This is a genomic window from uncultured Ruegeria sp. (assembly GCF_947497005.1).
Classification (GTDB): domain Bacteria; phylum Pseudomonadota; class Alphaproteobacteria; order Rhodobacterales; family Rhodobacteraceae; genus Ruegeria.
On sequence record NZ_CANMFF010000007.1, the window covers coordinates 177,363 to 200,764 of the forward strand.

Sequence of the window (23,402 nt, forward strand, 5' to 3'; positions counted from 1 at the left end):
GCTGCACGCATCACCATAGGATTTAGCCATGGCCTCTGCCACATCCAAGTCTTACTTCTGGAAAGGTTTTCGGGACGGGACACCCTTTATCTTCATCGCTGTGCCCTTTGGCCTGTTGTTCGGTGTATTCGCGACCGAAGCCGGGCTGACCCTTGTTCAGACAATGGCTTTCACTTCGACCGTTTTTGCCGGAGCTGCGCAATTTGCAGCACTGCAGCTGCTGCAGGACAACACGCCGACGGCGATTATCATAATCTCAGCGCTGGCGGTGAATTTGCGTATGGCGATGTACTCCGCATCGCTGACACCTTATCTTGGTGCGGCACCAATGTGGCAGCGCGCCTTCGCCGCCTATCTGACCGTGGACCAGTCTTATGCCTGCTCCATCGTGCGGTTCGAGAAAGAGCCCGACCTGTCGGTACCGCAACGTATGGCCTATTTCGTGGGATCGGTCACGCCGATCACACCGCTCTGGATTTTTGCCACCTATCTAGGCGCAGTACTGGGCGCGCAGATTCCGGAAAGCTGGGCGCTGGATTTTGCCCTGCCGATCACATTTCTGGCCATGATCGGGCCGATGATGCGGACCTTTGCACATGTGGTCGCGGCGCTGGTGGCCATCGCAGTGTCGCTGCTGACGGTCGTTATCCCGTTCAATCTGGGCCTGCTGATCGCCGGGTGTGCGGGAATGATCGCCGGAGCACAAGCGGAACTGATCCTAGAGCGCAGAAGGATGCAACGATGACGCAAGCCGATCCCGTCACCATCTGGACCATCATCATAGGGCTGGCTATAGGCAGCTACGCCTTGCGATTTGTCTTTATTGGCCTTGTTGGTGACCGCCCGATGCCGCCCTGGCTGCTGCGTCACCTGCGGTACACGGCAGTTGCAATTCTGCCTGCACTTATCGCACCACTGGTTGTCTGGCCCTCGGCGACCGAGGGGCAGCCTGACCTTCCCCGGATGTCAGCAGCAGCAGTTGCGTTGGTTGTAGGCGTGATCAGCAAAAACGTGTTGGCCGCCATCTTTTCCGGGGCCGCCACACTTTACGGCTTGCTGTATCTACTGAGTTGAGACCCCGTCCAACTGGTTGAGGCGCGCATTGTTCACCGCCAAACCTTTTTGCAGATCCTCATCATCGTTTTCCCGGTACTCCTCGGTCACGACGCCCGGAATCTGCGCGAACTGATCCGACAGGTTTACCGGGTAAAAGGTGACATCAATCTGCTCGAACCCCGGCACCTGCTTCAATAGTTGCGAGGTGGAGTTGGTACAGAACGCACCGGCCACCGGGCCGGATTGCTTGGCCAGTTGCAGGGCGATTTCAGCCTGCTGCGGGCTCACCTGAATGGTCTGTACGCGGACATAATGCGTCTCGCGCGCGTGCGAGCTGCGATAAGCTTGCTCGACTGCCGGTGTGATACCGTAGAGCACATCGTCCTTCACCGGCACCACATCCGCCCGGAACGACCCGGCAGGGTCAAAGATCACCCGCTCGCTGCCCGAAATCATCAACGAGGTATGTGCCCCAGATCCGGTGCGCGTGTTGATCATCGTATACAGCGTCAGAGTTGATGGCCCGGAATCACGATAGGATCGTGAAACGACTTCAGCCTGATCCGCCTGCGGGCGGTTTGAAATGGCACAGCCAGCAACGGTTGCTGCCAGCAGGCAGGCAATCAAAATTCTGAGCAAGGTTGCCCCCGAAATGCTTAGGAGGCGAAAACCGCCAGGAACAGGCACAGGAAGGCGATGGCGACTACGCACCATGTGGTGGCTTTGATGAAACCGTTGAAAGTTTTCGTTTGGACGGTGATGTCCATTTCGCCGTGTTTGTGTTCAGCCATGAGTTTCAGAATCCCAGTTCGCGTGTTTAGTCTGTTGGATAATGGAAAACAAAACGGCTGTCACCACGTCATTCGCGCGCAGGGTACGCTTACTTGAGAACCGAGCAGCCGGGATACCCGAACCCCCAGCGCCAAGGCAGACCGCTGCATGGCCCGCCGCCGAAGCGCACTGCTCCGTACATCGCATCTGCCGTGATCACATGCACGGTGCGAATTTGTTCAGGTGTCATGTCGTATCGGACGGCATAATCTTCGGCATAACGGTCTCCGTGCTCTGCCACACAGGCGTGCAGGGCATCATCCGCCAACAGGCGTGCATCATAGCTTTCTTCGGCCGTCACCGCACCGCCCGCATTGTGATAGGCCCGGTCATGGGTTACGCAGCAGTATTCCCACGGTGGGTGTTCTTCATACAGTTCACCAACCTGGGGGAATTGCTTGGCCACCCAGCGCCAGCTGGCTGACAACCCGCCTGAACACCCGTCAGTTTCAAACGCGGTCAGTTCGACGCCTTTGCTTTGCTTGATCAGGGCGCGGTGGCCCGGCATTTCAAATCCACGCATCAGATCCTGAGCCATTGCGGGCAGCGGCAGCAGTACCAGCAGCAGCGTAAGGCTAAGGGCTTGCATCGCGCATCGCCTCGGCATCGACCTGCAATCCAAACGCCGTGGCCAGCCATAGCAACAGCCGCTCACCCGGTCCCATATCGGCGCGCACACGCAGAACCTCGTTGGCCATGGCCGGGCGGTCGGTGATCAGACCATCCACACCCATCGAGACCATTCTGGACATTTGCAACGGGTCATTCACAGTCCAGACATAGATATCTTTGCCCGCATCCTGCACCTGGCGGATCAGACCCGATGTCACCATCCCCGCATTGACCGCAACAAATTCGCCCTCCAAACCCGACAGATTCCCAACGGCCGTGGCCGCCAGCACACCAGACCGCCAGTCAGGGCGCAGCTTTTTCATCATTTGCACAGCAGGGTATTTCAACGACATGGTTGCGATGTCGTCCTGCATCCCAAGCTCTTCCACCAGATTGATCACCCGGTTTTCCAGGTCGACATCGTGACCATAATATTTCAATTCGATAAGGACCTTAGACTTGCCCTTGGCCGCTTCCAGCACCTCTCGAAGGGTGGGTGTGCGCTCCGAGGCGTATTCCGGGCCGAACCAGCTGCCGATGTCGATATCGGCCACATCCTCCATCGTTGCATCCCAGACCTTCAGGTTCACCCCGGCCAGCTTCATGAAATCGCTGTCATGGGCGACAATGATCACATCATCCGCCGTTTCCTGAACGTCTATCTCAACCCAATCTGCACCATCCTCGATCGCTTTCAGAACCGAGGCCATCGTGTTTTCAGGCCGCAAAGCCGCAGCGCCGCGGTGGCCAATGACCTCGGCATGATCCGGCGCTTGTACACGTTCCAGCAGGCTTTGGCCGAACCAAAGGCCAATGCCCAGCGCGGCCAGAGCCGTCGCGACCGTCACAAGAACAGGCGCGCGGATCGCTCTCGGCTCGGGATGGGGAACTTCTTTTGTCTCAGCTTCAAAAAACCCGTCCAGCAAAACCGCCAGCGCGCCAAGCGCCGTTGCTGCCAGAACCAATCCCGCGAAAGACCACAGCCCCGCGATAACCAGGCTGAGGATCAGGGCAAGTCTTAGGCTACCGCCGTCCTGCACCGGCACAAGTGCAAACAACAAGCTGGCCACTGCGGCAATCAGCGCCGCAATCGCAACGCGCATCCCCAGCCAAAGGGCAAGTTCGATTTTCAGGCGGCCACGCTTGCCTTCCATCAACTGTTCGCTTTTTGCGAATGCCCCGCGTGGTGAAGCACCTTCAAACAGCACCAGATGCAGGGCCAACGCCCAGGCAGACAGACGACGGATCAAGACCCAGGCCAGCACAAGAATGACCAGTCCGATCAGAAGAACAGCCACCTTAAACGCAGGTGGGCGGAAGGTCAGGTAGTAGTTGATGTCATATTCCGTCAGCGTCCACCAAGCGATCAGCCCGGCCACGGCCACAAACGGCAGGGCAAGCAGTAGGACGCGCAGGATGAACCGAACGGCAAACCCGAACAAAGCCGGAAAGCGGGACAGATTCAGCGCCAGCGCTGCGCTGCCCGCTCGCCACGGGTCGCGTTCGCCCATGCGCAAGGACCCCGCCATCACCGAGAACACGAAGACCTCGGCCAACAGAAACAGGCTGAGCACGACAATGCCCGCGACAAACCCGACCGGGGACAGCAAAAACATCGCAATGTCCTGATCGGTCAGCGCCGCCTGATCTGACAAAGAGACCGCCAGATTGACAGCCGCCGCGACACCCGGAGCGATCAGTGCCACCAGCAGCAATCGCACTGCGATATAGATGGGCACAAAGACCCTGCGCCGCGCCCAGGCCCCGGCATAGGCGTGTGTTACTGCTTGGAAAAATTTCGTCACGCGGTGGCCTCCGGACCGATGCAGTCATTCAAAGGCGCGCAGGCGTGAATTGCAAGTCAGCTGTCTTCCAGATCGGCCGCCAAGCGGAACCCGATGCGGTTGGCAGGCTTATCCTCGACCGATTTAGGAAGCGCGCGCAACATCACGTTCAACTGACTGACATGCTGCACCAACTGGGTGCGGGCACCGGCCCCGTCTGATCCGTAGAAGGTGATCATGTCGGGGTCGAAATAGCCCATTCCTTCGATCCGCATCACACCGGCATCGCCACCGGTAAAGCCCATGGCGACCTCGTGATCGCCATCCAGCGTCTTTTCGAAGTTCTGGATATACATGATCAGCCGCTCGTAAGCCCATTGCGCGGGGCTCTTGCTGCCCACTGGTTTTTTCAGCGTCTCAGGTAGATTTTTGGTCCCGGATTCGGCCTTTGGGTCGGCGTGTACCTCGTAACACCGGGGCAAGGCGGCGGCTTCAGCGGCCTCGGCCGAGGTTTCAATCTGGTCTTGCATTCTTCTACCCTTTGCGCTGATACAGCCATGCCCCGTCCGCGCGTTGCGCCCGGGTTACTGCACCAATGTGGTAGAGATGATTCACATGTGCAACTGCCTCAACCAGCGCAAGACCATATTCGCCGTCGCGGATCGAGCGTTTGAACAGCGGCAGAAAACAGTCAGCGGCAGCTTTGGGTTCGTCCAGATGATCCAGCAGGCGATCCAATGCGCCGTGGTGGTTATCGATCAATTGCTTCATGCGTAGCGGCAGGCCAGTAAAGGGCAGCTTGTGCCCGCCCAGAACCAGGTGATCGGGTCGGGCAAGTGTCTGCAAGCGCTCGCATGCCTCCATCCACCCCGAGACCGGATCGGCCATGGGTTCGGTCGCGTATACACCCAGATTGGGACTGATCGAGCTGAGGATCTGGTCGCCGCTCAGCACCAGATTGTCGTCGCGGCTCCAGAAGGTTGCGTGTTCCGGCGCGTGGCCATTGCCCATATGCACGTCCCAGTCACGCCCGCCGATGTGGATCACGTCGCCCTGCTGTATCCGGGTAAAACCCAACGGCATGGGATAGACCGTATCCGCAAAGTTGAACGGACGATCCTTCATCCGCGCATTCAGAACTTCGGGCGCCATTCCGGCGCCGCGATAAAAATCAAGCGTCTCCTGCGGCCATGTCTCCTGCACATCCAGCGTCAGCATTCGCGCAAACAGCCAAGAGGTGCGGCTTGTGACCAGCTCGGCACCGTGTTCCGACTGAAACCACCCCGCATTGCCGACGTGATCAGGATGGTGATGGGTCACGACTACCCGCTTGATCGGTTTTCCCGACAAGGGGCCATCCATCAGGGTTTCCCAGATGCGCCGTGTCTTGTTCGAGGACAGCCCTGTGTCGATAACCGTCCACCCGTCGCCATCGTCCAGAGCATAGATATTGACGTGATCCAGCGCCATCGGCAGGGGCAGACGCATCCACAGAACACCGTCTGCAATCTCAATCGCTTCGCCCAGCGCGGGCGGTTCAGCCCACGGATATCTGATTCCCAAAATGCGATCCCCGTCCATCAGGCTACCAACTCGTCCGGGCTGAGCGCAAACAGGTCATCCGCCCCGCTTTGCACCCGCGCCAAAAGACCCGAATGTTCGGGCAACAAGGCGTTGATGTAATATCGCGCCAATTTGGTCCGTGGTCCTTCCGGATCGGCCAGAGCAGCGGTCAGGTGGTAATGCCCGCCCAACACCCGGGCAAAGGCCTGCAGGTAAGCGGTCGCACCTGCAAAGCGGTCGTTCATGTCATTCTGCGCTACCAGCCACTCGGTCGCTTCGCGCAGGGTTTCCGTGGCCTCCCACACCGGACCCGCCAGTTCTGGCACCGAGGCACGGGCGCGCTCGGCCTGATCTTCGATCTCGTCCAGAAGGTTCGATGCGGCCTCGCCCCCGTCCATCATCTTGCGTGCAACAAGATCCATGGCCTGAATGCCATCTGTTCCTTCGTAAATCGCTGTCACGCGAACATCACGGGAATACTGCGCCGCACCGGTTTCTTCAACGAACCCCATGCCGCCATGCACCTGCACCCCAGTTTCAGCCACACGTATCCCGGTGCGGGCGCCAAAGGACTTGCCGATTGGCGTCAACAGCGCGGCCCGCGCAGCCCAATCCGCATCACCGGTGGCCTTTGCCATATCAATCGCGGTCGCGTTGGCCAGCAAAATCGCGCGGGCTGCGAAGATATCAGCGCGCATATCCATAATCATGCGACGCACATCCGCATGATCGATGATCGTACCCGAAGGTGTTTTGCCCTGCTTACGGTCCAGCGCATAGGTCAAAGCGTGTTGATAGGCGCCTTCCGCAACACCAACGCCCTGACCGCCGACACCCAGACGTGCGTTGTTCATCATGGTGAACATGGCAGCCATGCCACTATGTTCCTGACCTACAAGCCACCCTTTGGCCCCGTCAAATTGCATCACGCAGGTGGGAGAGCCGTGTAGCCCCATCTTGTGTTCAACCGAAACCACTTTCAGATCATTGGCAACGCCGGGATTGCCAACCGCATCGGGGATGTATTTTGGCACCAGAAACAATGAAATTCCCTTGGTGCCGGGCACGCCATCCGGCAGACGGGCCAGCACCAGATGGCAGATATTCTCGGCAAAGTCATTGTCGCCCCAGGATATGAATATCTTCTGTCCTGTCACCGAGTATGTCCCATCGCCATTGGGTTCGGCCTTGGACGTAAGCGCGCCGACATCCGATCCCGCCTGTGCCTCGGTCAGATTCATGGTGGCCGACCACTCGCCGGAAATCATTTTTGGCAGATATAGCGACTTCAGTTCGTCGCTGGCGTGATGCTCCAGCGCCTCGATCTGACCCTGCGCCATGAGTGGCGCCAACTGCAGCGACAGGCACGCGGCGCTCATCATCTCGTTCACGGCGGTGGTGATAGTCATCGGCAGGCCCATTCCGCCATAATGAGGATCAGCACTGATCCCGACCCAGCCGCCTTCGGCAATCGCCTTCCAGCCGTCACCATAGCCCGGAGAACTGCGCAATACGCCATTCTCAAGTCTCGCAGGTTCCAGATCACCGGCACGTTGCAAGGGTGACAGAACTTCTTCGCTCAACTTGCCCGCCTCAGACAGGATGGCGCTGACCACGTCGGAACTGGCATCCGAGTAGGTTTCAGTGGCGGCGACCTTATCGAAGCCGACCACATGGTCCAGCAGAAATTGATAGTCTGAGATTGGGGCGCGGTATGGCATGGCTTCTCTCGGGGTCTAACGGATCAGAATACATCGGCGGGCTTGGAATCATGTGCAAGCGCCGGTAAGCGTATTGGCTTGTACCGATTACGTACTCTTCCTCATGTTTCAGGCAACCAAAACGCGGCGTCATCAATTATGATCTCATCCGGCACTCAGGAATTGACAGCAGATCCCGGCGGTATTGCCCGGGCTGCCGATATGTTGCGCCAGGGTCTTCTGGTCGCCTTCCCGACCGAAACAGTCTATGGTCTGGGCGGTGACGCCCGAAACGGACAAGCCGTTGCGTCCATTTACGAGGCCAAGGGACGGCCCAGTTTCAATCCACTGATCGCCCATGTCCCCTCAGTCAGCGCCGCGCAGCGTTTCGTTCAATGGTCAGATCAGGCCGAGCAGCTGGCGCGGGCCTTCTGGGCTGGACCCCTGACCTTGGTTCTGCCCCTGCGCGAGGGACATGGGATTTCGTCGCTGGTAACCGCCGGGCTGGACACTCTCGCCGTACGAGTGCCCGCGCATCCGACAGCGCGCGCGCTGTTGACCGAATTTGACGGGCCCGTCGCGGCCCCTTCGGCAAATCCTTCAGGTCAGATCAGCCCCACAACGGCAGCCCATGTATGGTCAGGCCTTGGCGGCAAGATTGCAGGCGTTCTGGACGACGGACCTTGCGGGGTTGGCTTGGAATCCACCATTGTCGGTCTTGCCGGAGATCCCACATTGCTGCGTCCGGGCGGCATTGCATTGGAACAGATCGAAAAACTTTTGAACCTCCGCCTGCACCTGCATCAATCCGGTGATCTGCTGACCGCTCCGGGACAGTTGCAGTCGCATTATGCGCCGGACGCCCCGGTCCGTTTGAACGCCATGGCGCGTCGGGGCGACGAAGTCTTATTGGGCTTTGGGTCGATTGAATGCGACCTGAATTTGTCTTCGGAAGGAAATCTGACCGAGGCGGCCGCGAACCTGTTTGCGTCACTTCACCAGCTAAACAAAACCGGGCGACCGATTGCAGTGTCTGCGATCCCTGACACAGGGCTGGGGGTCGCGATCAACGACCGGTTGCGCCGCGCCGCTGCACCGCGCGACAGTTGATCAGGCGCGACCTGCACTGGCGGATAACGTCAAAGGATCCACGCCCAACGTCGCCAACGCGGCTTCCCATTTTTCGTCATCAGGCACGTCGAAAACCAGTTTCGACGTTGCTTCGGTGGTTAACCAGCCATTCATGGCAATTTCATCTTCAAGCTGACTGGGCCCCCAGCCGGAATAGCCCAGCGTCAGCATCGAATTCAGTGGCCCGCTGCCCGAGGCGAGGTCTTCGAGCACATCCAGCGTCGCCGTCATTCTGAAATCCTCGGAAATATGCATCGAATGCAGGTTGGCCTCATAATCGGCGCTGTGCAGGACGAATCCCCGCGACATCTCAACCGGGCCACCGAAATGCACAAGGCGCTCTCCGATTACCGGAATTCGACACGCAATATTCAGTTGTCCCAGTAAGGTTTTGATTCGCAGATCCGAAGGCTTGTTTATGATCAAACCCATGGCGCCGTCATCGCCATGGCTGCACATATATACCACCGAATGGTCGAAACGCGGATCGCCCATGCCCGGCATGGCAATCAACAGTTTTCCGGTCAGGTCCATTGGCCGCCATCTCTTTCTCAGCTCATATCAACAATGGCCCTGCCGAACCTCTGTTTGCAAGAGAACAACGGATATTTCGACAGATTTCATCGCAGTGACCGTATCGTGACTTGGAATCCGCGCCAACGCCGCGCATTTATGGGGTATGAAGATGTCGATGAAATCCACCGCTGTCGCCGCTCTCGCGTGTCTGAGTCTGTCCGTTCCAGTTGCCGCACAGGACTTGGGCGACGTTGTTCATCTGGATGTTCTGGATGGTGGGCGGACCGCAAACGGCACCTACCTGACCGCTTTGAAACTCACGCTCAAGGATGGCTGGAAAACCTACTGGCGCGCACCCGGAGATGCCGGCATTCCGCCCGAATTCGACTGGAAGCAGTCCAGCAATGTCGGTCAGGTGGAAATCACCTGGCCTGCACCCGAAATTTTCGACCAGAATGGCCTGCAGTCGATCGGCTACCAAAACCAGCTGGTCCTGCCCATCGAAATTACTCCGCGCAACCCCGCCAAACCAGTCCGCCTGCAAGGCGAGATGGATCTGGGGGTCTGCAAGGATGTTTGCATACCGGAGCGCCTTGATTTTGACCACACGCTCGACGCAGGTGCAGACCGCAATCCTGCGATTGCTGCCGCGCTGGCACAACGACCCTATTCGGCACGCGAAGCACGCGTTACCAATGCCACCTGCAACCTGACGCCAACGAAAGATGGTATGCGGATTGAGGCTCGGGTGACGATGCCGTCGGCAGGAGGCCGTGAAGTCGCCGTGATCGAGCCCGGAAATCCCGTTCTCTGGGCCTCGCAACCCGTCTCTCAGAGGCAGGGAGATACTTTGGTGGCCGAAGCCGAGATTATTAACGCGTCGGGCGCACCATTTGCACTGGACCGGTCCGAAATTCGGATCACTGTTCTGGGTGCCAATCACGCGGTCGATATTCAGGGTTGCAGCGCGGGCTGAATGCATGAGCCAATCCCCCAAGATCGGCGCTTTGGCGGTTGTTCTGCATCACGATCAGGTTCTTCTGGTTCAGCGCAGCAAACAGCCGGATAAAGGGCTTTGGGGATTCCCGGGTGGTCATGTGGAGTGGGGAGAAACCGTTTTGCAGGCGGCGCAACGCGAGTTGCTGGAAGAAACCTCGGTAATCGCGCATCCAGCGCACTACCTGAACAATCTGGATCTGCTTCGGCATGATGCCAAAGGCCACGTCGTGTCCCATTACCTGCTGGTCGGCGTCGCCTGCCACTTTCAGTCCGGTACGCCAAAGGCCGGCGACGACGCATTAGATGCCCGCTGGTTTCCCATTGAACAGATACGTCAGGGCGACCTGCCGATGAGCGCTCGGGTCATCGACCTCATGGAATACGCATTGCGCGCAGGTCAAACATCCGCTGATCTTGTGAGCCGCCCATAAAGCAACCCGGACAGCACCACACTCAAGACCACGATCAAAATCGCACCGGCCAGAAACGCACCCAGCCCCATTTGTAGCACCGCAACCTCATCGCCCCCCGAATAGAGGCCCTGCAACAAGCCTACGGGCGCGCCGGTTACGGCTGGCCAGATCATCGTCAGGCCAAACCAAACCGCCAATGCAGCTCCGGTTGCCGCCAACGCCCCCCGAACCACACGGTCGGGCGCGCGCGCGGCGCGGCGCATGGCTGTCATCGGACGCGCTACGTCATTGAGGATCGCCAACAGGGCAGGCACCAGGATCAGCACCAGCAACATTCCAAAGCCCAACCCGTAGACAAGCGTGATCACCGTCGGTTTCAGGAACTGCGCTTGTTGCGAGCCTTCGTACAGTAGCGGTGCAAGCCCAAGAACCGTGGTCAGTGTAGTCAGCATAACGGGCCGCAACCTGTCGGCCGTGCCTTCGATTACGGATGGTACAAGTCCGCGATCCTGCTGGTACGCGTCTATCGTGGTCACAAGGACAATCGAGTCGTTGATGATGATCCCGATCATACCCAGTAGCCCGACCACAGTGAACATGCTCAATGGCACGTTCCAGACATAGTGACCCCAAATCGCCCCAACGAGGCCAAAGGGGATAATTGCCATGACCACAAGCGGTCGGGACCAGCTGGCAAACACCCATGCCAAAACCAGATAGATGCCAGTCAGACACAGGATCAGACCGGTGCGCGCCTCGGCCAGGAATTCGTTTTCCTGTTCGCTCAGACCTGACATGCGCCATTCGATCTGTCGTTCGGCGGCGATGTTGGGCAGAATCTCGTCTTGCATCGCTCGTTCGATCTCGGTCGCGCGTGCCGGGTCGTCCTCAGAGATGTCGCCATAGACCGAAACGACCCTCAGGCCGTTTTCCCGCCGAATCGTCGAGAAACCTGACTTGCGCTCAACCGAGACTATGTCAGCCAACGGAACATAAACCCCGTCTGGGGATCGCATAAGAGTGCGCTCAAGGAAATCTGCCGTCAGCTCACCTTCGGGCAGTTCCACACGAATCTCGGCGCTCCGTGGCCCGTCCGGGAATGTTGCCGCTTCGATCCCGTTCAGGCGATTGCGCAGGGCACGCCCCAGTGTTTCGATCCGGAAGCCCAGCGCCTGCCCCTGTGCGGTAAGGTCCAGAATGAACTCTTCCTTGTCATAGGCCAGATTGTCTTCAAGCGCAGAGACTTCAGGGAACTTGGATAGTGCAGTTTGCAGATCTTCCGACGCGGTCTTCAGAACATTTATGTCAGAACCATAAAACTGCACATCGATAGCATCGCCGCCCGGACCGGAACGCCAACCGCGGAAACTTATCACTTCGAGTTTGGGATGGCGCGGTACGAACTCCTGCAACTCGCCTACAAATTCGAAACTTGAATAGGGACGCAGGTCGGCGTCAATCAACTCGATCGATATACCCCCCAGCAAGGTGCCATCTTTACCATCTGCAGCGGCCAGTTGTCGGCCTGCGTTGCCGCCAACTTCGGCCAGGACATAGTCAATAGGATTGCGGCCATGACGTTCTTCGTATATCTGGCCCAGCTCGTTAGCCGCTTCCTGCAGGATGCGCATCATTTCAAGCGTATCTGACCGCACCGAGCCTTCGCGCATGATAAAGCCGCCGGTCACCGAACTGCGTTCGGGTGCGTTGAAAAAGCGCCAGTTGACGTCACCGCGAATGAACAGCGCGATCTGGCTGGCCAATACAGCTATCATCAGGGCAACGACCACGTAGCGGGCCCAAATAACCCAGGCGATAAGTCGGCGAAACAGGTGATCCCGGACCCATCGGAAACCCCGATTGACGACCCGGTTAGGCAAGTCGTACCAGTGCTCCTTCGCCGAATGCGCAATGGCGTGCGCCATGTGATTTGGAAGGATCAGGAAGCATTCGATCAGCGACGCAATCAAAACCGCGATCACCGTAAATGGAATATCGCGGATCAACTCTCCAAAACGCCCGCCCACCAGCGTCAGGCCGAAGAACGCGATTACCGTCGTCACAGTTGCGGCCAGAACCGGCATCGCCATACGCCGGGCTGCACGTTCAGCGGCTACCACGGGTGGCTCGCCCAAGCGCCGAGCGCGAAAATCCGCATGTTCGCCCACCACAATCGCATCATCTACAACGATGCCCAATGTGATGATCAGGCCAAACAGCGAGACCATGTTCAGCGACAGCCCTCCCAGATACATCAGCGCAATCGCCGCCGACATCGCCACCGGGATACCCGCCGCAACCCAGAAAGCGATGCGCGCGTTAAGGAAGAGGAACAACAGGCAGACAACAAGGCCAAGGCCCATCAACCCGTTGTCTACAAGGATGTTCAAGCGGTCGGTAATGGCTTGCGCCCGGGTCCGAATCAACTCGACCTTTACACCCTCGGGCAAACTGGCCTGCATTTCGCGGGCAACATCTTCGACCGTGTGCTGGATGTCTATCGCATCGCCAAGATTTGACCGGTCCACCCTTATGGACATGGCCGGGTGGTCACCAACAAAGTAACTGCGGTGTCGCGTAACCCCTTCGACGCGGATAATTGCTATATCACCGACCTTCAGTTTCGAACCATCAGCGTTTGTCCGCAGCGCAATGCCTTCGATTTGTTCGGGGGTGCGTTTTTCAATCCCAGCCCGGATACGCGCGCCCGCTCCTTCAACTTCACCCGCAGGATCGGTGTTCACTTCGGCTCCAATCGCTGCCGCGATCTCTGCCATGGTAATGTCATTTGCAATCAGCTGCGCCGTGGTGACCTCGACAATGATCTGCGGTGCTGCAATGCCCCGGATCGTCGTACGGGTTACACCGGCAGTGAATAGACGGTTGATAAGCTCGTCCGTCATCTTCGCAAGCTGGTTGGTATCGGTGGGGCCGCTGAGGACAACATCCGTCACCCGATCCCGCCACGCGCCACGTTTGATTTCAGGTTCTTCGGATCCTTCCGGCAGATCCGTTACACCGTCTACGGCGGTCCGGACCTCTTCGACCGCGCGAGACATATCCCAATTGGGCTCAAATTCCAGTCGGATACGTGTCCAACTCGGGTGCGAGCTGGCCTCGGTACTGGTCACCCCTTCAACGGCCAGCAGTGCTGGTTCCAGCAACTGCACGATACCGGCATCCATGTCCTCTGGACCGGCGCCTACCCATGTGACGGATACATCCACGCGTTCCAGAACAACGTCCGGAAAAAACTGTGCCCGCATGTTCGGGATTGCAGCTGCGCCCAGAACCAACATCACAAGCAGCAACAGATTGGCAACTGTCTTGTGCCGGGTGAAGTAACTGAGAAGGCCGCCCGCTGCGCCAGGTATCTCGCGCATCATAGCGCTCAGCCCCCTGCTCTGGTTTCAATACGGCGCACCAGAGCTGTTGGTACGCGCGCCTCTTGCAATTGACCTAAAACCTGCGTTTTTTCAGTCTGCGGCATGGCTTCATTTGCTTCGACCCGAGCTACAAGCTCGGCACGTTTTGCGTCTGACAGCTCTACCATGCCAGGGTCGGCTCCGGCCTCGAGCCTCTGTGGGCGTACCCGAACGCCCGAGCCAAGCAGCGGCGTGCGTCCGATGACTACTTCACGCCCTTCCAGCCCGTCGCCGCGCAGCAAAACCTCATCGCCCTGCCTGCGGATCAACTGCACTGGCAGGCTTTCCAGGCGGTCATCCGGACCAAGCACCAAAACCGTCCCCGATGCGTCCAAAGCCGAGGACGGAAAACGAAATACACTGGCAAGCGGCTGTTCCTGAACAGAAACCGTGACAAAGTCCCCAGGTTTGAATCCCGATGCTTCTTGCAGGCGAGCATAGATCAGGCGCCCGGTTTGACCCTCACCCGCAGACCCGCTGTCGCGGCTGATATGGCCCGTCGCAGTCAGATCGGTGCCGGTCACCTCAAGCGATATCGTAACCGGCGCATTGATCAGCTTATCGGTCGCATCCAGCAAGCGCACATATTGCGCCGTTGACACGCGGAACGCCACCTCTAGGTCGTTGGGGTCAACAAGTTCGGCCAGCTTTTCATTCGCTGACACCAGTCGCCCTTCCACAAGCGTCACATCGGTCAAGGTGCCACCGAAACCGGCACGTACCGTCATATCGTCAAGGTCGCGTTCCGCCGCTTCCAGTGCGATCATCGCCCGGGCTTGCAATGTCGATGCCTGATCTACACGTGATTCCGCCTGCGCAAGTGCGATACGACGCGCCAGAACGGCCTGTTGCGCCGAGGCAGCCGCCAATTCGGCCTCTTCCACGCTGGCTGCCGCTCCCACCCCTCGGGATTCCAGGTCGCGTTGCCGCTGTAGCGCTCGCTCCCGCAAATCCGCCTGCGCTTCGGCAGATTTCAATTCGTCTTGCGCCAGCAGCAATGACCGTTCGGCATCCCGTTCTTCGAATTGCGCGTCCAGAAGATCGGATTTGGCCCGATCCAGTGCGGATTGGGCATCTGCCGGATCCAGCTCGACCAAAACCTCGTCGGCCGTTACCGTTCCACCATCTTCGAAATCTTCCGCCAACGCGATAACACGGCCACCCAATGCCGCGCGCAATTCCAGCCTGCGGCGGCTCTGGATCTCTCCGAAGGCTTCGAGATAAGGAATGACGGTTTCAGCCTCAGCCGGACGAACCGCTACCGCGAAAATCCTTTCGCGCGCAGGCGGCGAGGCATCCTCGCGCGTCAGAACCTCTTGTACCGCACCGACGATGGTCTGAGCGGCAACAAACAACAAAGCCAGCGTCATGAACGCCAGAAAGACACCGACAAGGCTTTGCCGCAGAAATCGCATCAATCAGTTACCCCGGTTGCACCAAGCTGCCGTCAACAACATGTAGCTGGATCATGAATTATGCCAAGCCACAAAGCGGTTATACGGATTTGAACGTACGACCAGTCTACTTCCGTCGCAGATGTTCGTCCAATCTGGGCATTATTTCCACAAAATTGCAGGGGCGATGCCTGTAATCGAACTGTTTTTTCAAAATTCCATCCCACGCATCCTTGCAAGCCCCCGGACTGCCGGGCAACGCAAACAGGTATGTCCCGCCCGCTACGCCACCCGTCGCACGAGACTGCACGGCGGAGGTGCCAATTTTTTCCATTGAGATGATGGTAAAGACGGTGCCAAAGGCGTCGATCTCTTTCTCGTAGACGTCCCGATGGGCTTCGACGGTCACGTCACGCCCGGTCAGGCCGGTTCCGCCAGTCGAGATCACGACATCGATCTGATCGTCTGTCACCCATGTACGCAGTTGATCGGCAATCTGATCGCGTTCGTCCCGAATGATCTTGCGATCAGCCACTACGTGGCCCGCCTTTTCGATCCGGTCCACCAGTGTCTGACCCGAGCGATCTTCGTCTATCGCTCTGGTGTCAGAAACGGTCAGAACGGCAATTCTGACCGGGATGAACTCCATGGTTTCGTCAATGCGTGACATCTGGCGTCAGGCCCTTTCCATCATGACAAGCCGGATCGCGAGGACAGAAAAAATTCCACCCGTAATCCAACCAAGAATACGTGAGGCGCGCGGATTACCGATCAGCACTTTGCCCGCGCCGCCAGCGAAAATACCGACCAACCCATTCACCAAAAACCCGCCAAACGCGATGATCAGTCCAAAGATCAGAAACTGCAGCAGGACCGAGCCCGCGGTCGGGTCGACGAATTGTGGTATGAAAGCCAGAACAAACAGAATGACCTTTGGGTTGGTCAGGTTGACCAATATTCCGTCTCGAAAGGCCATACGTGTCGACCGCATAGGTGTGTCACCGGTTGTGGGGTCGTTTCGAAAAGCGCCCCACGCCAGATACATCAGGTAAGCTGCACCCATCCAGCGGATCACTTCAAAAAGCCAGGGCAGCGCCGAAACCGCGGCCCCCAGCCCCAGACCGGCCAACAGGACATGGATCATGGAGCCCAAAGACACCCCGGCACTTGCCGAAACAGAAGGCCAGGCACCCGACCGCAGACCTTGACCGAAGCAGAACATCATATCGGCACCGGGTGTCAGGTTCAGCGCCAACGCCGCTGGAACAAAAACCAGCAAGGTCTGGAGTTCGATCACGTATCTACCTCAAACCAACTCGGCGTCGGGCCAAGATTGGCCAAATGTGTCCGGCCCAATGACCCGCGATAGCCCCAGCTTTCATGGACATGTCCATAGAATGCAAATCCGGGTTGAAGTCGTTCGATCGCATCGCGCACGGCGGTCGATCCGACCGACAGACCTTGCGATGTCTGATCCCCGTACCCTTTGGGCGGCGAATGAACGATCAGGATGTCAGCCGCGTCACACCGGTCGAACATCTCGGCGGCATCACCCTCGGTCAGGTCGCAGGACCAGTCGCCAAACGGAGTAGGCGGGACACCATAGCCGAGGCCAAACAAACGCAACCCGTCCACACTCATGCCGGCCCCGTGCAGAACGTGCACGCCTTCGGGTACGGCGTCAGCCAGCTCCCCTGCGCTTTCGGCATTTCCGGGGATCAGAACCAACGGTGCTGAAATGCCTGAAAGCATCTGCATCGCCTCATCCAGACCTTGACGCATGTTGCAATAGTCTCCGGCGCCGATGACCAGATCAGCCTGGGCGCTGGCAGCAACCAGATCTGCTGCGCGGTTGCGCGCCATGTGCAGATCGGAGAATGCCAGAACCTTCATGTGGCACCTCTCAACCGAGCTTTCAATTCCAGCAAATCCGCCCAGGCCTGCCGTTTCATCTGTGGCTGGCGCAACAGGTAAGCCGGATGGAACATCGGGATCACAGGCAGGTCCATCGCCTGATCCCAATTGCCGCGCAGGCGGGTGATGCCACGTTTCCCCAGCACCGCCTGACAGCTGATATTGCCCATCACAACCAGAACCTTGGGCTTGGCCAGCGCCACATGGCGTTCGAGGAAGGGCTTCAACATGCCGATCTCTTCGGGCTTGGGGTCCCGGTTCTGCGGGGGCCGCCACGGCAGCACATTGGTGATATAGACGTTTTCACGACGATCCAGATCAATCGCCGCCAGCATCCGATCCAGCAATTGACCGGCCCGGCCAACAAAGGGCTTGCCTTCGCGGTCTTCGTCGCGTCCCGGGGCCTCGCCAATGATCATCACACGTGAACCAGGGGTGCCATCGGCAAAGACCAACTGCCGCGCCCCGCGTTTGAGCTCACAGTGATCGAAAACCTCCATCGCGGCGCGCAACTGATCCAGCGATTTCGCCCCCTGCGCTGCCGACCCGGCAATTGCCACGGGGTCTACATCCTTGAGCTTCGCTGAGGCTGCGGAAGGCGCTTCTGCCGTCTTGGGTTTTGGCGAGGTATCCGGCAAAGCATACCGATCAACTGGCGCATCCCCGATTGCCTCGGTCGCGCCCAATTCGATCTGCCATTCCAGCAGCGCTCGCGCAGAGTAATAGTCCAAGCCCGATTCCATACGGATAATTTACCTGTCTGAGGGCTGAGGGAAAGCGAATAGGGCTTGATCGGTCGCTCTGTCGCGCCGACCATCGGGGCGCGATGCTCAGAACCTTACGATTCCTCCTTATCGGATTAGTGCTGGCCGTCACTGGTGATCCGGCATTGGCCACGTTTCATGACAAACACGGGCAATGCCGTGCGGGCCAGTTCAAATGTGGCAGTACCTGTTGCTCGGGCGGGCAAAGATGCAGCTTTGATGGCCATTGCATACCGCTTGGCGGTACATATTGCGGTGGTGGACGCACCTGCGGACCGTTTGAACGCTGTGTGTCGGGCGGAACCAGATGTGCGCCCGCCGGCGCAAACAAGTGCACATCACGTCTGGATTGCCCGGGTGGTAGTTTCTGCAACGGGCGTGGCGAGTGTGAACGGATTGCCCCCGAGCTGGACACAACGCCGCCCGCCACATGCGATGATGGCGGAACCTGCGCGCGCGGTTCATCTTGCCTGCCCGGCGGGGGCTGTTCCCGTTCCGGATGGTTTTTGTGCGAGGAAACCGGATCGCAATGCCGTCCCGGCTTCAGATGCTCGGCCCATCAGGGCTGCGTACCCATCAAGGCCATAGACTGCGGCTATGGCAAATGGTGCAAACCGGGCGAACAATGCCTGCCCGAGGGCGGTTGCGAAAAACTGCCCGTAGGTTCCGATCCCTAGGTTGCCTTGCGCCGCACAGCTTCTTATAAGCGGCGCGATTGTCTGACAGGAGCCCGCCCATGCGTTTCGCCCATCGTCACCTTCTTGGCATCGAGCATCTGTCGCAATCCGATATCTCCGAAATTCTGGATCTGGCCGAGACATATGTCGCGATGAATCGCCAGTCGACCAAGCACTCGGACGTGCTGTCGGGGCTGACCCAGATCAACATGTTCTTTGAAAACTCGACCCGGACTCAGGCCAGTTTCGAACTGGCTGGCAAGCGACTGGGCGCGGATGTGATGAACATGGCGATGCAAGCCAGTTCGATCAAAAAGGGTGAAACCCTGATCGACACCGCGATGACACTAAACGCGATGCATCCTGATCTGCTGGTGGTCCGGCACCCGCATTCGGGTGCGGTCGATCTGCTGGCGCAAAAGGTCAACTGCGCCGTTCTGAACGCAGGCGACGGGCGGCACGAACACCCGACACAGGCCCTGTTGGATGCGCTGACCATCCGTCGCGCCAAGGGGCGTCTGCACCGCCTGAACATCGCCATTTGTGGGGACGTGGCGCATTCACGTGTTGCACGCTCGAACCTGATCCTGCTGGGCAAGATGGAAAACCGCATCCGCCTGATTGGACCGCCAACGCTGGTGCCCTCGCAATTCGCCGAGTTCGGGGCCGAGAATTATGATGACATGAACGAGGGTCTGAAAGACGTTGACGTCGTCATGATGCTGCGCCTTCAGAAAGAACGGATGGATGGCGGGTTCATCCCCTCAGAACGCGAATACTATCACCGCTACGGTCTGGACGCGGCAAAACTGGCGCTGGCCAAGCCCGATGCCATCGTCATGCACCCCGGCCCGATGAACCGCGGGGTTGAGATCGACGGCACGCTGGCCGATGACATCAACCGATCCGTCATTCAGGAACAGGTGGAGATGGGGGTCGCCGTCCGCATGGCCGCGATGGATCTGCTGGCCCGTAATCTTCGCGAGGCCGCATGAGCAATCTGACCGTCGCCCCCCATGAGCGCGGCGTGATCCGCTTGTTCGCGCTGGACATGCGCCCGGAAGAGGCAAAGTTCCTGCGCGAACCCGGCGCGGTCGATCAAGTGCTTGGGGTCGACGGGCTGGATCCTGACCACATCGATATCTTCACGGTATCCGATCTCGAAGACCTCGGACTTTACGGCTACCTAAGCGAAGGGTGCGGTGTGTCCGCAGATCAGTTGGACCGCGACGCTCTGGCCGCAATCGAAGGCTGGGTCATGATCCTGCGCAGCGCTGCATTCAAAGAGCGCCCCGCAACGCTGCGGCTGGACCCCCGTCTCCGCCTGATCGACCTGTTCACGGAAGAGACCACAAACTGGACCGGAGGGGTCATTGAAACCGAAAGCGCCAAGCCATTTTCGGCACCGCAGGCCACTTCAACGGATGACCGCCCCCGCCGCGTCGGCTCGGCCCTTCTGGCACTGGTCGCACTTTTGATCCTTGGAGGCATCGTATGGCTAATCCTGTGATCTTCGCTCCGGACAAGGGAGCCTATATCCGCACCAACGCTTGGCTCGCCGCTTTTGCCATGGCCGGTGCCATGCTCGTTCTGTGGCTGATCGGAAATCCTTACATCTGGACAGGAGCCCCTGCAGGTCTGGTCGCCATTGGCGTCCGCGCATGGTATCTGGCCTCGGAAGAGTTGGTCGCAAACTGGGAGATGTCGGACACCACCCTGATCGGTCCTGGTCCACGCAAGGTGCCGCTGAACCAGATCGAAATCGTCAAAACCATGGGCAGCTTCGTCCAGATCGTCACCAAAGGCGGTGACAAACATCTGATCAAGTATCAGGCCGACCCTGCCGCCACTAAGGCCGCAATCAGAAGGGCGATTGGATGAACGGCCATTGGTGGCGCGAGCAAATTCCCGAAGCCGAAGAGGTTTTGTGGGTTGGGAAACCGGATCAGGGGTTTTTCCCGCCTCGGTATGGCTGGGCATACAAAGCAGGAATTGGTCTGATTGCCCTGGTTTGGCTGGCAAGCCCATGGATATTTGAAACTGCCAGAGACTTTTGGAAGATTTTTGCCTGCACTCTTGGACTTGCTTTTTTCTTGTGGGCAGATCGGTTTATTCGCGCACAACGGGTCTATGTTGTCACTTCGCATAAAGCATGGGAGTTCAACAAGAACCTGAAGTCGAAAGAGCTGAAAGTCGACCAATTTCTGAACTTCTCATGCCATCGAAGACGAGTGGCTTTTGACCGCCATCCGTTTTTCTCATTCGATCATCTCTCCGACCCTGATGCCGCATTGCAGGCATTGCACCAAGCCCGAGAGGCCGCACAATGACTTCTGTTCTCTTCACCAATGCCCGCCTGATCGACCCTGAAGCCGGAACGGACTCAACTGGCTGGCTACAGGTGACCGACGGTCGGATTGTTGCGCAAGGGGAAGGAAACAACCCCAGCTCGGACGGGCAGACCGTAGATTGCAACGGCAAATGCCTCGCCCCCGGCATCATCGATATCGGCGTAAAAGTCTGTGAACCCGGTGAGCGCCATAAAGAGAGTTTCAAATCTGCAGGTCAGGCTGCTGCGGCTGGCGGTGTGACCACCATTGTTACTCGACCGGACACCAGCCCTGCGATTGACACGCCGGAAACGCTGGAATTCGTCGCCCGCCGGGCGCAGGCCGATACGCCGGTCAATATGCTGCCCATGGCCGCACTGACCAAAGGGCGTGAAGGGCGCGAGATGACCGAGATCGGGTTCCTTCAGGACGCGGGCGCCGTGGCCTTCACCGATTGCGACCATGTCATCACCAATACCAAGGTGTTTTCCCGTGCGTTGACCTATGCGAAGTCCTGCGACGCGCTGGTGATTGCCCACCCGCAGGAACCCGGACTCAGCGCCGGGGCGGCAGCGACCAGCGGCAAGTTCGCAGCCTTGCGTGGGCTGCCTGCAGTCTCGCCGATGGCGGAACGCATGGGTCTGGACCGAGACATCGCCCTGCTGGAGATGACCGGGGCCGCATACCACGCTGATCAGATTACCACCGCCCGTGCCTTGCCCGCGCTGGAACGGGCCAAGCGTAACGGGTTGGACATCACCGCAGGAACCTCGATCCACCATTTGACCCTGAACGAACTGGACGTGGCCGACTATCGCACCTTCTTCAAGGTCAAACCGCCGTTGCGTTCCGAGGAAGACCGGCAGGCGGTGATCGAGGCTGTGCGGTCTGGGCTGATCGACATTATCAGCTCGATGCACACGCCGCAGGACGAAGAAAGCAAGCGCCTGCCATTTGAAGAAGCGGCTTCGGGCGCGGTGGCGTTGGAAACGCTGCTGCCCGCCGCATTGCGCCTGTATCACGCCGACCAATTGGACTTGCCGACCCTGTTCCGTGCGATGGCATTCAACCCGGCCAAACGGCTTGGTCTGAAAAGCGGCAGACTGTCGGAAGGAGCCCCGGCAGATCTGGTTCTGTTCGACCCCGATGTGCCTTTTGTGCTTGATCGATTTGCACTAAAATCCAAATCGCAGAACACGCCATTTGACGACCAGCGGATGCAAGGTAAGGTCCTTGCGACCTATGTGGCAGGCAATGAAGTGTTCCGGAGACCCTGATGCCCCTTATCGACAACACGACAAGTGAGCTGCTCCAATGGGCAGTTTTGGGATATCTGATGGGCTCCATTCCCTTCGGCATGTTGCTTGCCAGGGCTATGGGCTTGGGAAATCTGCGCGAAATAGGGTCAGGCAATATCGGGGCAACAAACGTCCTGCGTACAGGTAACAAGGCCGCTGCTGCCCTTACGCTTGTGTTTGACGCAGCTAAGGGCGCGGCAGCCGTACTGATTGCACGCGCCTATGCCGGAGAAGACGCCGCACAAGTCGCGGCCTTCATGACTTTCCTGGGCCATTGCTTTCCTATGTGGCTGGGATTCAGGGGTGGAAAAGGCGTGGCCACGTTTCTAGGCCTCTGGCTGGCGCTGGATTGGCGTGTCGGGATCGCTTGCTGCCTCAGCTGGGTGGTCGCTGCCGCGATCTGGCGGATATCCTCGGTTGGCGCGCTTGCCGCAGCGGCGCTTTCAACAACCTGGGTGCTGGTTCTGACAAACGGACAAACCTTTATTCTGGGGATTATCCTGACGCTTTTGATCTATTGGCGTCACAGCACCAACGTCGCGCGGATCAAGGCCGGAACTGAACCGAAAATCGGAAAATCGTGACCGCATCGGACGCATTTGTTTCTGCATTCTTCGCACTGCCAGAGGGCAGTTTCACCGGAACATCAGGTAACCAGCGCTATGTCATAGTGCGTCAGCAGATGGCTGGAGGTAAATCCCATAAGCTGGTTGCACATGAACTGGGCGGAACCGACTACATCAGCATGAACCTGTATCAGACGCTCGCCAGCGGTGCGTTGCTGAGACCCTGTGAAATGCCGGCCTGCAAAGTCATTGCGTTTGTTCTGGATCTCAAAGCAGACGCCCAATGCTAAGCCTGCATTTTTGAACAGAAGTTATTTTCTGACGCACAATCACAATTCATTGTTTTGAACGTGATCGAGATACTTCCCAAATCGCTTTTCGTGACGGTCAATTACGGGCCACACAGGACAACAAACCGGGTCCATCGGA

Annotated in this window: 27 protein-coding genes; 12 read left to right on the plus strand and 15 right to left on the minus strand. The window is 58.5% G+C overall.

The features are described 5' to 3' along the window. Positions 1-28 precede the first annotated feature (28 nt). On the plus strand, positions 29-745 hold the full coding sequence (locus Q0816_RS11955; RefSeq protein WP_298850698.1) for an AzlC family ABC transporter permease: 717 nt from the start codon (positions 29-31) through the stop codon (positions 743-745). Further along, entirely contained in the window at positions 742-1,074 is a 333-nt protein-coding gene (locus Q0816_RS11960; RefSeq protein ID WP_298850700.1) for an AzlD domain-containing protein, read from the plus strand. Before Q0816_RS11955 ends, Q0816_RS11960 begins: the two co-directional genes overlap by 4 nt. On the opposite strand, the gene Q0816_RS11965 is transcribed toward Q0816_RS11960, so the two are convergent. The 7 genes from Q0816_RS11965 to Q0816_RS11995 all read right to left on the minus strand — a co-directional run bounded on the left by Q0816_RS11965 (position 1,063) and on the right by Q0816_RS11995 (position 7,567). After that, the gene (locus Q0816_RS11965) at positions 1,063-1,695 is read right to left on the minus strand and encodes a hypothetical protein (protein ID WP_298850701.1); all 633 of its coding nucleotides are present in this window, start codon (positions 1,693-1,695) and stop codon (positions 1,063-1,065) included. The genes Q0816_RS11960 and Q0816_RS11965 overlap by 12 nt on opposite strands. A gap of 17 nt (positions 1,696-1,712) precedes the next feature. After that, positions 1,713-1,847, minus strand: coding sequence for an aa3-type cytochrome c oxidase subunit IV (locus Q0816_RS11970; protein WP_050604020.1), 135 nt, complete (start codon positions 1,845-1,847; stop codon positions 1,713-1,715). An 89-nt stretch (positions 1,848-1,936) separates the two neighbouring features. Next, positions 1,937-2,476: a hypothetical protein gene (locus Q0816_RS11975; protein WP_298850708.1), complete on the minus strand. Its 540-nt coding sequence runs from the start codon at positions 2,474-2,476 to the stop codon at positions 1,937-1,939. Beyond that, entirely contained in the window at positions 2,463-4,304 is a 1,842-nt protein-coding gene (locus Q0816_RS11980; RefSeq protein WP_298850710.1) for a glycerophosphodiester phosphodiesterase, read from the minus strand. Before Q0816_RS11980 ends, Q0816_RS11975 begins: the two co-directional genes overlap by 14 nt. Before the next feature lie 56 nt (positions 4,305-4,360). Beyond that, complete coding sequence (locus Q0816_RS11985; RefSeq protein ID WP_298850713.1) at positions 4,361-4,813, minus strand: DUF6173 family protein; 453 nt, start codon at positions 4,811-4,813, stop codon at positions 4,361-4,363. Positions 4,814-4,817: 4 nt separating this feature from the next. Then, positions 4,818-5,864 (minus strand): MBL fold metallo-hydrolase, encoded by a 1,047-nt coding sequence (locus Q0816_RS11990; RefSeq protein ID WP_298850715.1) that lies wholly within the window; start codon positions 5,862-5,864, stop codon positions 4,818-4,820. Next, positions 5,864-7,567, minus strand: coding sequence for an acyl-CoA dehydrogenase (locus tag Q0816_RS11995; protein ID WP_298850717.1), 1,704 nt, complete (start codon positions 7,565-7,567; stop codon positions 5,864-5,866). The genes Q0816_RS11990 and Q0816_RS11995 overlap by 1 nt, the downstream gene beginning before the upstream one ends. Positions 7,568-7,705: 138 nt before the next feature. Here Q0816_RS11995 and Q0816_RS12000 point away from each other — a divergent pair, with 138 nt between their 5' ends. Further along, complete coding sequence (locus Q0816_RS12000) at positions 7,706-8,656, plus strand: L-threonylcarbamoyladenylate synthase (protein WP_298850719.1); 951 nt, start codon at positions 7,706-7,708, stop codon at positions 8,654-8,656. Here Q0816_RS12000 and Q0816_RS12005 read toward each other — a convergent pair whose 3' ends face one another. Further along, on the minus strand, positions 8,657-9,211 hold the full coding sequence (locus Q0816_RS12005; protein ID WP_298850721.1) for a YqgE/AlgH family protein: 555 nt from the start codon (positions 9,209-9,211) through the stop codon (positions 8,657-8,659). 157 nt (positions 9,212-9,368) lie between these two features. Between Q0816_RS12005 and Q0816_RS12010 the strand changes: the two genes are divergently transcribed. Continuing rightward, complete coding sequence (locus Q0816_RS12010; RefSeq protein ID WP_298850723.1) at positions 9,369-10,169, plus strand: protein-disulfide reductase DsbD domain-containing protein; 801 nt, start codon at positions 9,369-9,371, stop codon at positions 10,167-10,169. Positions 10,170-10,173: 4 nt separating this feature from the next. After that, positions 10,174-10,623 carry an NUDIX hydrolase gene (locus Q0816_RS12015; RefSeq protein WP_298850725.1) on the plus strand — a complete coding sequence of 150 codons (450 nt, stop codon included), beginning with the start codon at positions 10,174-10,176 and terminating at the stop codon, positions 10,621-10,623. On the opposite strand, the gene Q0816_RS12020 is transcribed toward Q0816_RS12015, so the two are convergent. The 7 genes from Q0816_RS12020 to Q0816_RS12050 all read right to left on the minus strand — a co-directional run bounded on the left by Q0816_RS12020 (position 10,590) and on the right by Q0816_RS12050 (position 18,329). Next, positions 10,590-13,991: an efflux RND transporter permease subunit gene (locus tag Q0816_RS12020; protein WP_298850727.1), complete on the minus strand. Its 3,402-nt coding sequence runs from the start codon at positions 13,989-13,991 to the stop codon at positions 10,590-10,592. The genes Q0816_RS12015 and Q0816_RS12020 overlap by 34 nt on opposite strands. A 5-nt stretch (positions 13,992-13,996) precedes the next feature. After that, entirely contained in the window at positions 13,997-15,445 is a 1,449-nt protein-coding gene (locus tag Q0816_RS12025; protein WP_298850918.1) for an HlyD family efflux transporter periplasmic adaptor subunit, read from the minus strand. A 106-nt stretch (positions 15,446-15,551) separates the two neighbouring features. After that, positions 15,552-16,094 (minus strand): molybdenum cofactor biosynthesis protein B, encoded by a 543-nt coding sequence (gene moaB / locus Q0816_RS12030; RefSeq protein ID WP_298850729.1) that lies wholly within the window; start codon positions 16,092-16,094, stop codon positions 15,552-15,554. 6 nt (positions 16,095-16,100) lie between these two features. Then, positions 16,101-16,721 carry a LysE family translocator gene (locus Q0816_RS12035; protein ID WP_298850731.1) on the minus strand — a complete coding sequence of 207 codons (621 nt, stop codon included), beginning with the start codon at positions 16,719-16,721 and terminating at the stop codon, positions 16,101-16,103. Beyond that, positions 16,718-17,317: a metallophosphoesterase gene (locus tag Q0816_RS12040; RefSeq protein WP_298850733.1), complete on the minus strand. Its 600-nt coding sequence runs from the start codon at positions 17,315-17,317 to the stop codon at positions 16,718-16,720. The genes Q0816_RS12035 and Q0816_RS12040 overlap by 4 nt, the downstream gene beginning before the upstream one ends. After that, positions 17,314-18,081, minus strand: a complete 768-nt coding sequence (locus Q0816_RS12045) for a uracil-DNA glycosylase (RefSeq protein WP_298850735.1) — start codon at positions 18,079-18,081, stop codon at positions 17,314-17,316. The genes Q0816_RS12040 and Q0816_RS12045 overlap by 4 nt, the downstream gene beginning before the upstream one ends. Positions 18,082-18,197: 116 nt before the next feature. Next, the gene (locus Q0816_RS12050) at positions 18,198-18,329 is read right to left on the minus strand and encodes a hypothetical protein (RefSeq protein WP_298850736.1); all 132 of its coding nucleotides are present in this window, start codon (positions 18,327-18,329) and stop codon (positions 18,198-18,200) included. A 509-nt stretch (positions 18,330-18,838) separates the two neighbouring features. On the opposite strand from Q0816_RS12050, the gene Q0816_RS12055 reads away from it, so the two are divergent. The 7 genes from Q0816_RS12055 to Q0816_RS12085 are packed head-to-tail and all read left to right on the plus strand — an operon-like array spanning position 18,839 to position 23,263. Further along, on the plus strand, positions 18,839-19,774 hold the full coding sequence (locus Q0816_RS12055) for an aspartate carbamoyltransferase catalytic subunit (protein ID WP_298850737.1): 936 nt from the start codon (positions 18,839-18,841) through the stop codon (positions 19,772-19,774). Continuing rightward, the gene (locus Q0816_RS12060; protein ID WP_298850739.1) at positions 19,771-20,289 is read left to right on the plus strand and encodes a hypothetical protein; all 519 of its coding nucleotides are present in this window, start codon (positions 19,771-19,773) and stop codon (positions 20,287-20,289) included. The genes Q0816_RS12055 and Q0816_RS12060 overlap by 4 nt, the downstream gene beginning before the upstream one ends. Next, positions 20,274-20,660, plus strand: coding sequence for a hypothetical protein (locus Q0816_RS12065; protein WP_298850740.1), 387 nt, complete (start codon positions 20,274-20,276; stop codon positions 20,658-20,660). The genes Q0816_RS12060 and Q0816_RS12065 overlap by 16 nt, the downstream gene beginning before the upstream one ends. Continuing rightward, positions 20,657-21,109: a hypothetical protein gene (locus Q0816_RS12070; protein WP_298850744.1), complete on the plus strand. Its 453-nt coding sequence runs from the start codon at positions 20,657-20,659 to the stop codon at positions 21,107-21,109. Before Q0816_RS12065 ends, Q0816_RS12070 begins: the two co-directional genes overlap by 4 nt. Next, on the plus strand, positions 21,106-22,386 hold the full coding sequence (gene pyrC, locus Q0816_RS12075; RefSeq protein WP_298850746.1) for a dihydroorotase: 1,281 nt from the start codon (positions 21,106-21,108) through the stop codon (positions 22,384-22,386). The genes Q0816_RS12070 and pyrC overlap by 4 nt, the downstream gene beginning before the upstream one ends. Continuing rightward, entirely contained in the window at positions 22,386-22,991 is a 606-nt protein-coding gene (gene plsY / locus Q0816_RS12080) for a glycerol-3-phosphate 1-O-acyltransferase PlsY (RefSeq protein WP_298850749.1), read from the plus strand. The genes pyrC and plsY overlap by 1 nt, the downstream gene beginning before the upstream one ends. Beyond that, a complete protein-coding gene (locus Q0816_RS12085) occupies positions 22,988-23,263 on the plus strand; it encodes a hypothetical protein (RefSeq protein WP_298850751.1) in 276 nt (91 codons plus the stop codon). Before plsY ends, Q0816_RS12085 begins: the two co-directional genes overlap by 4 nt. Positions 23,264-23,402 lie beyond the last annotated feature (139 nt).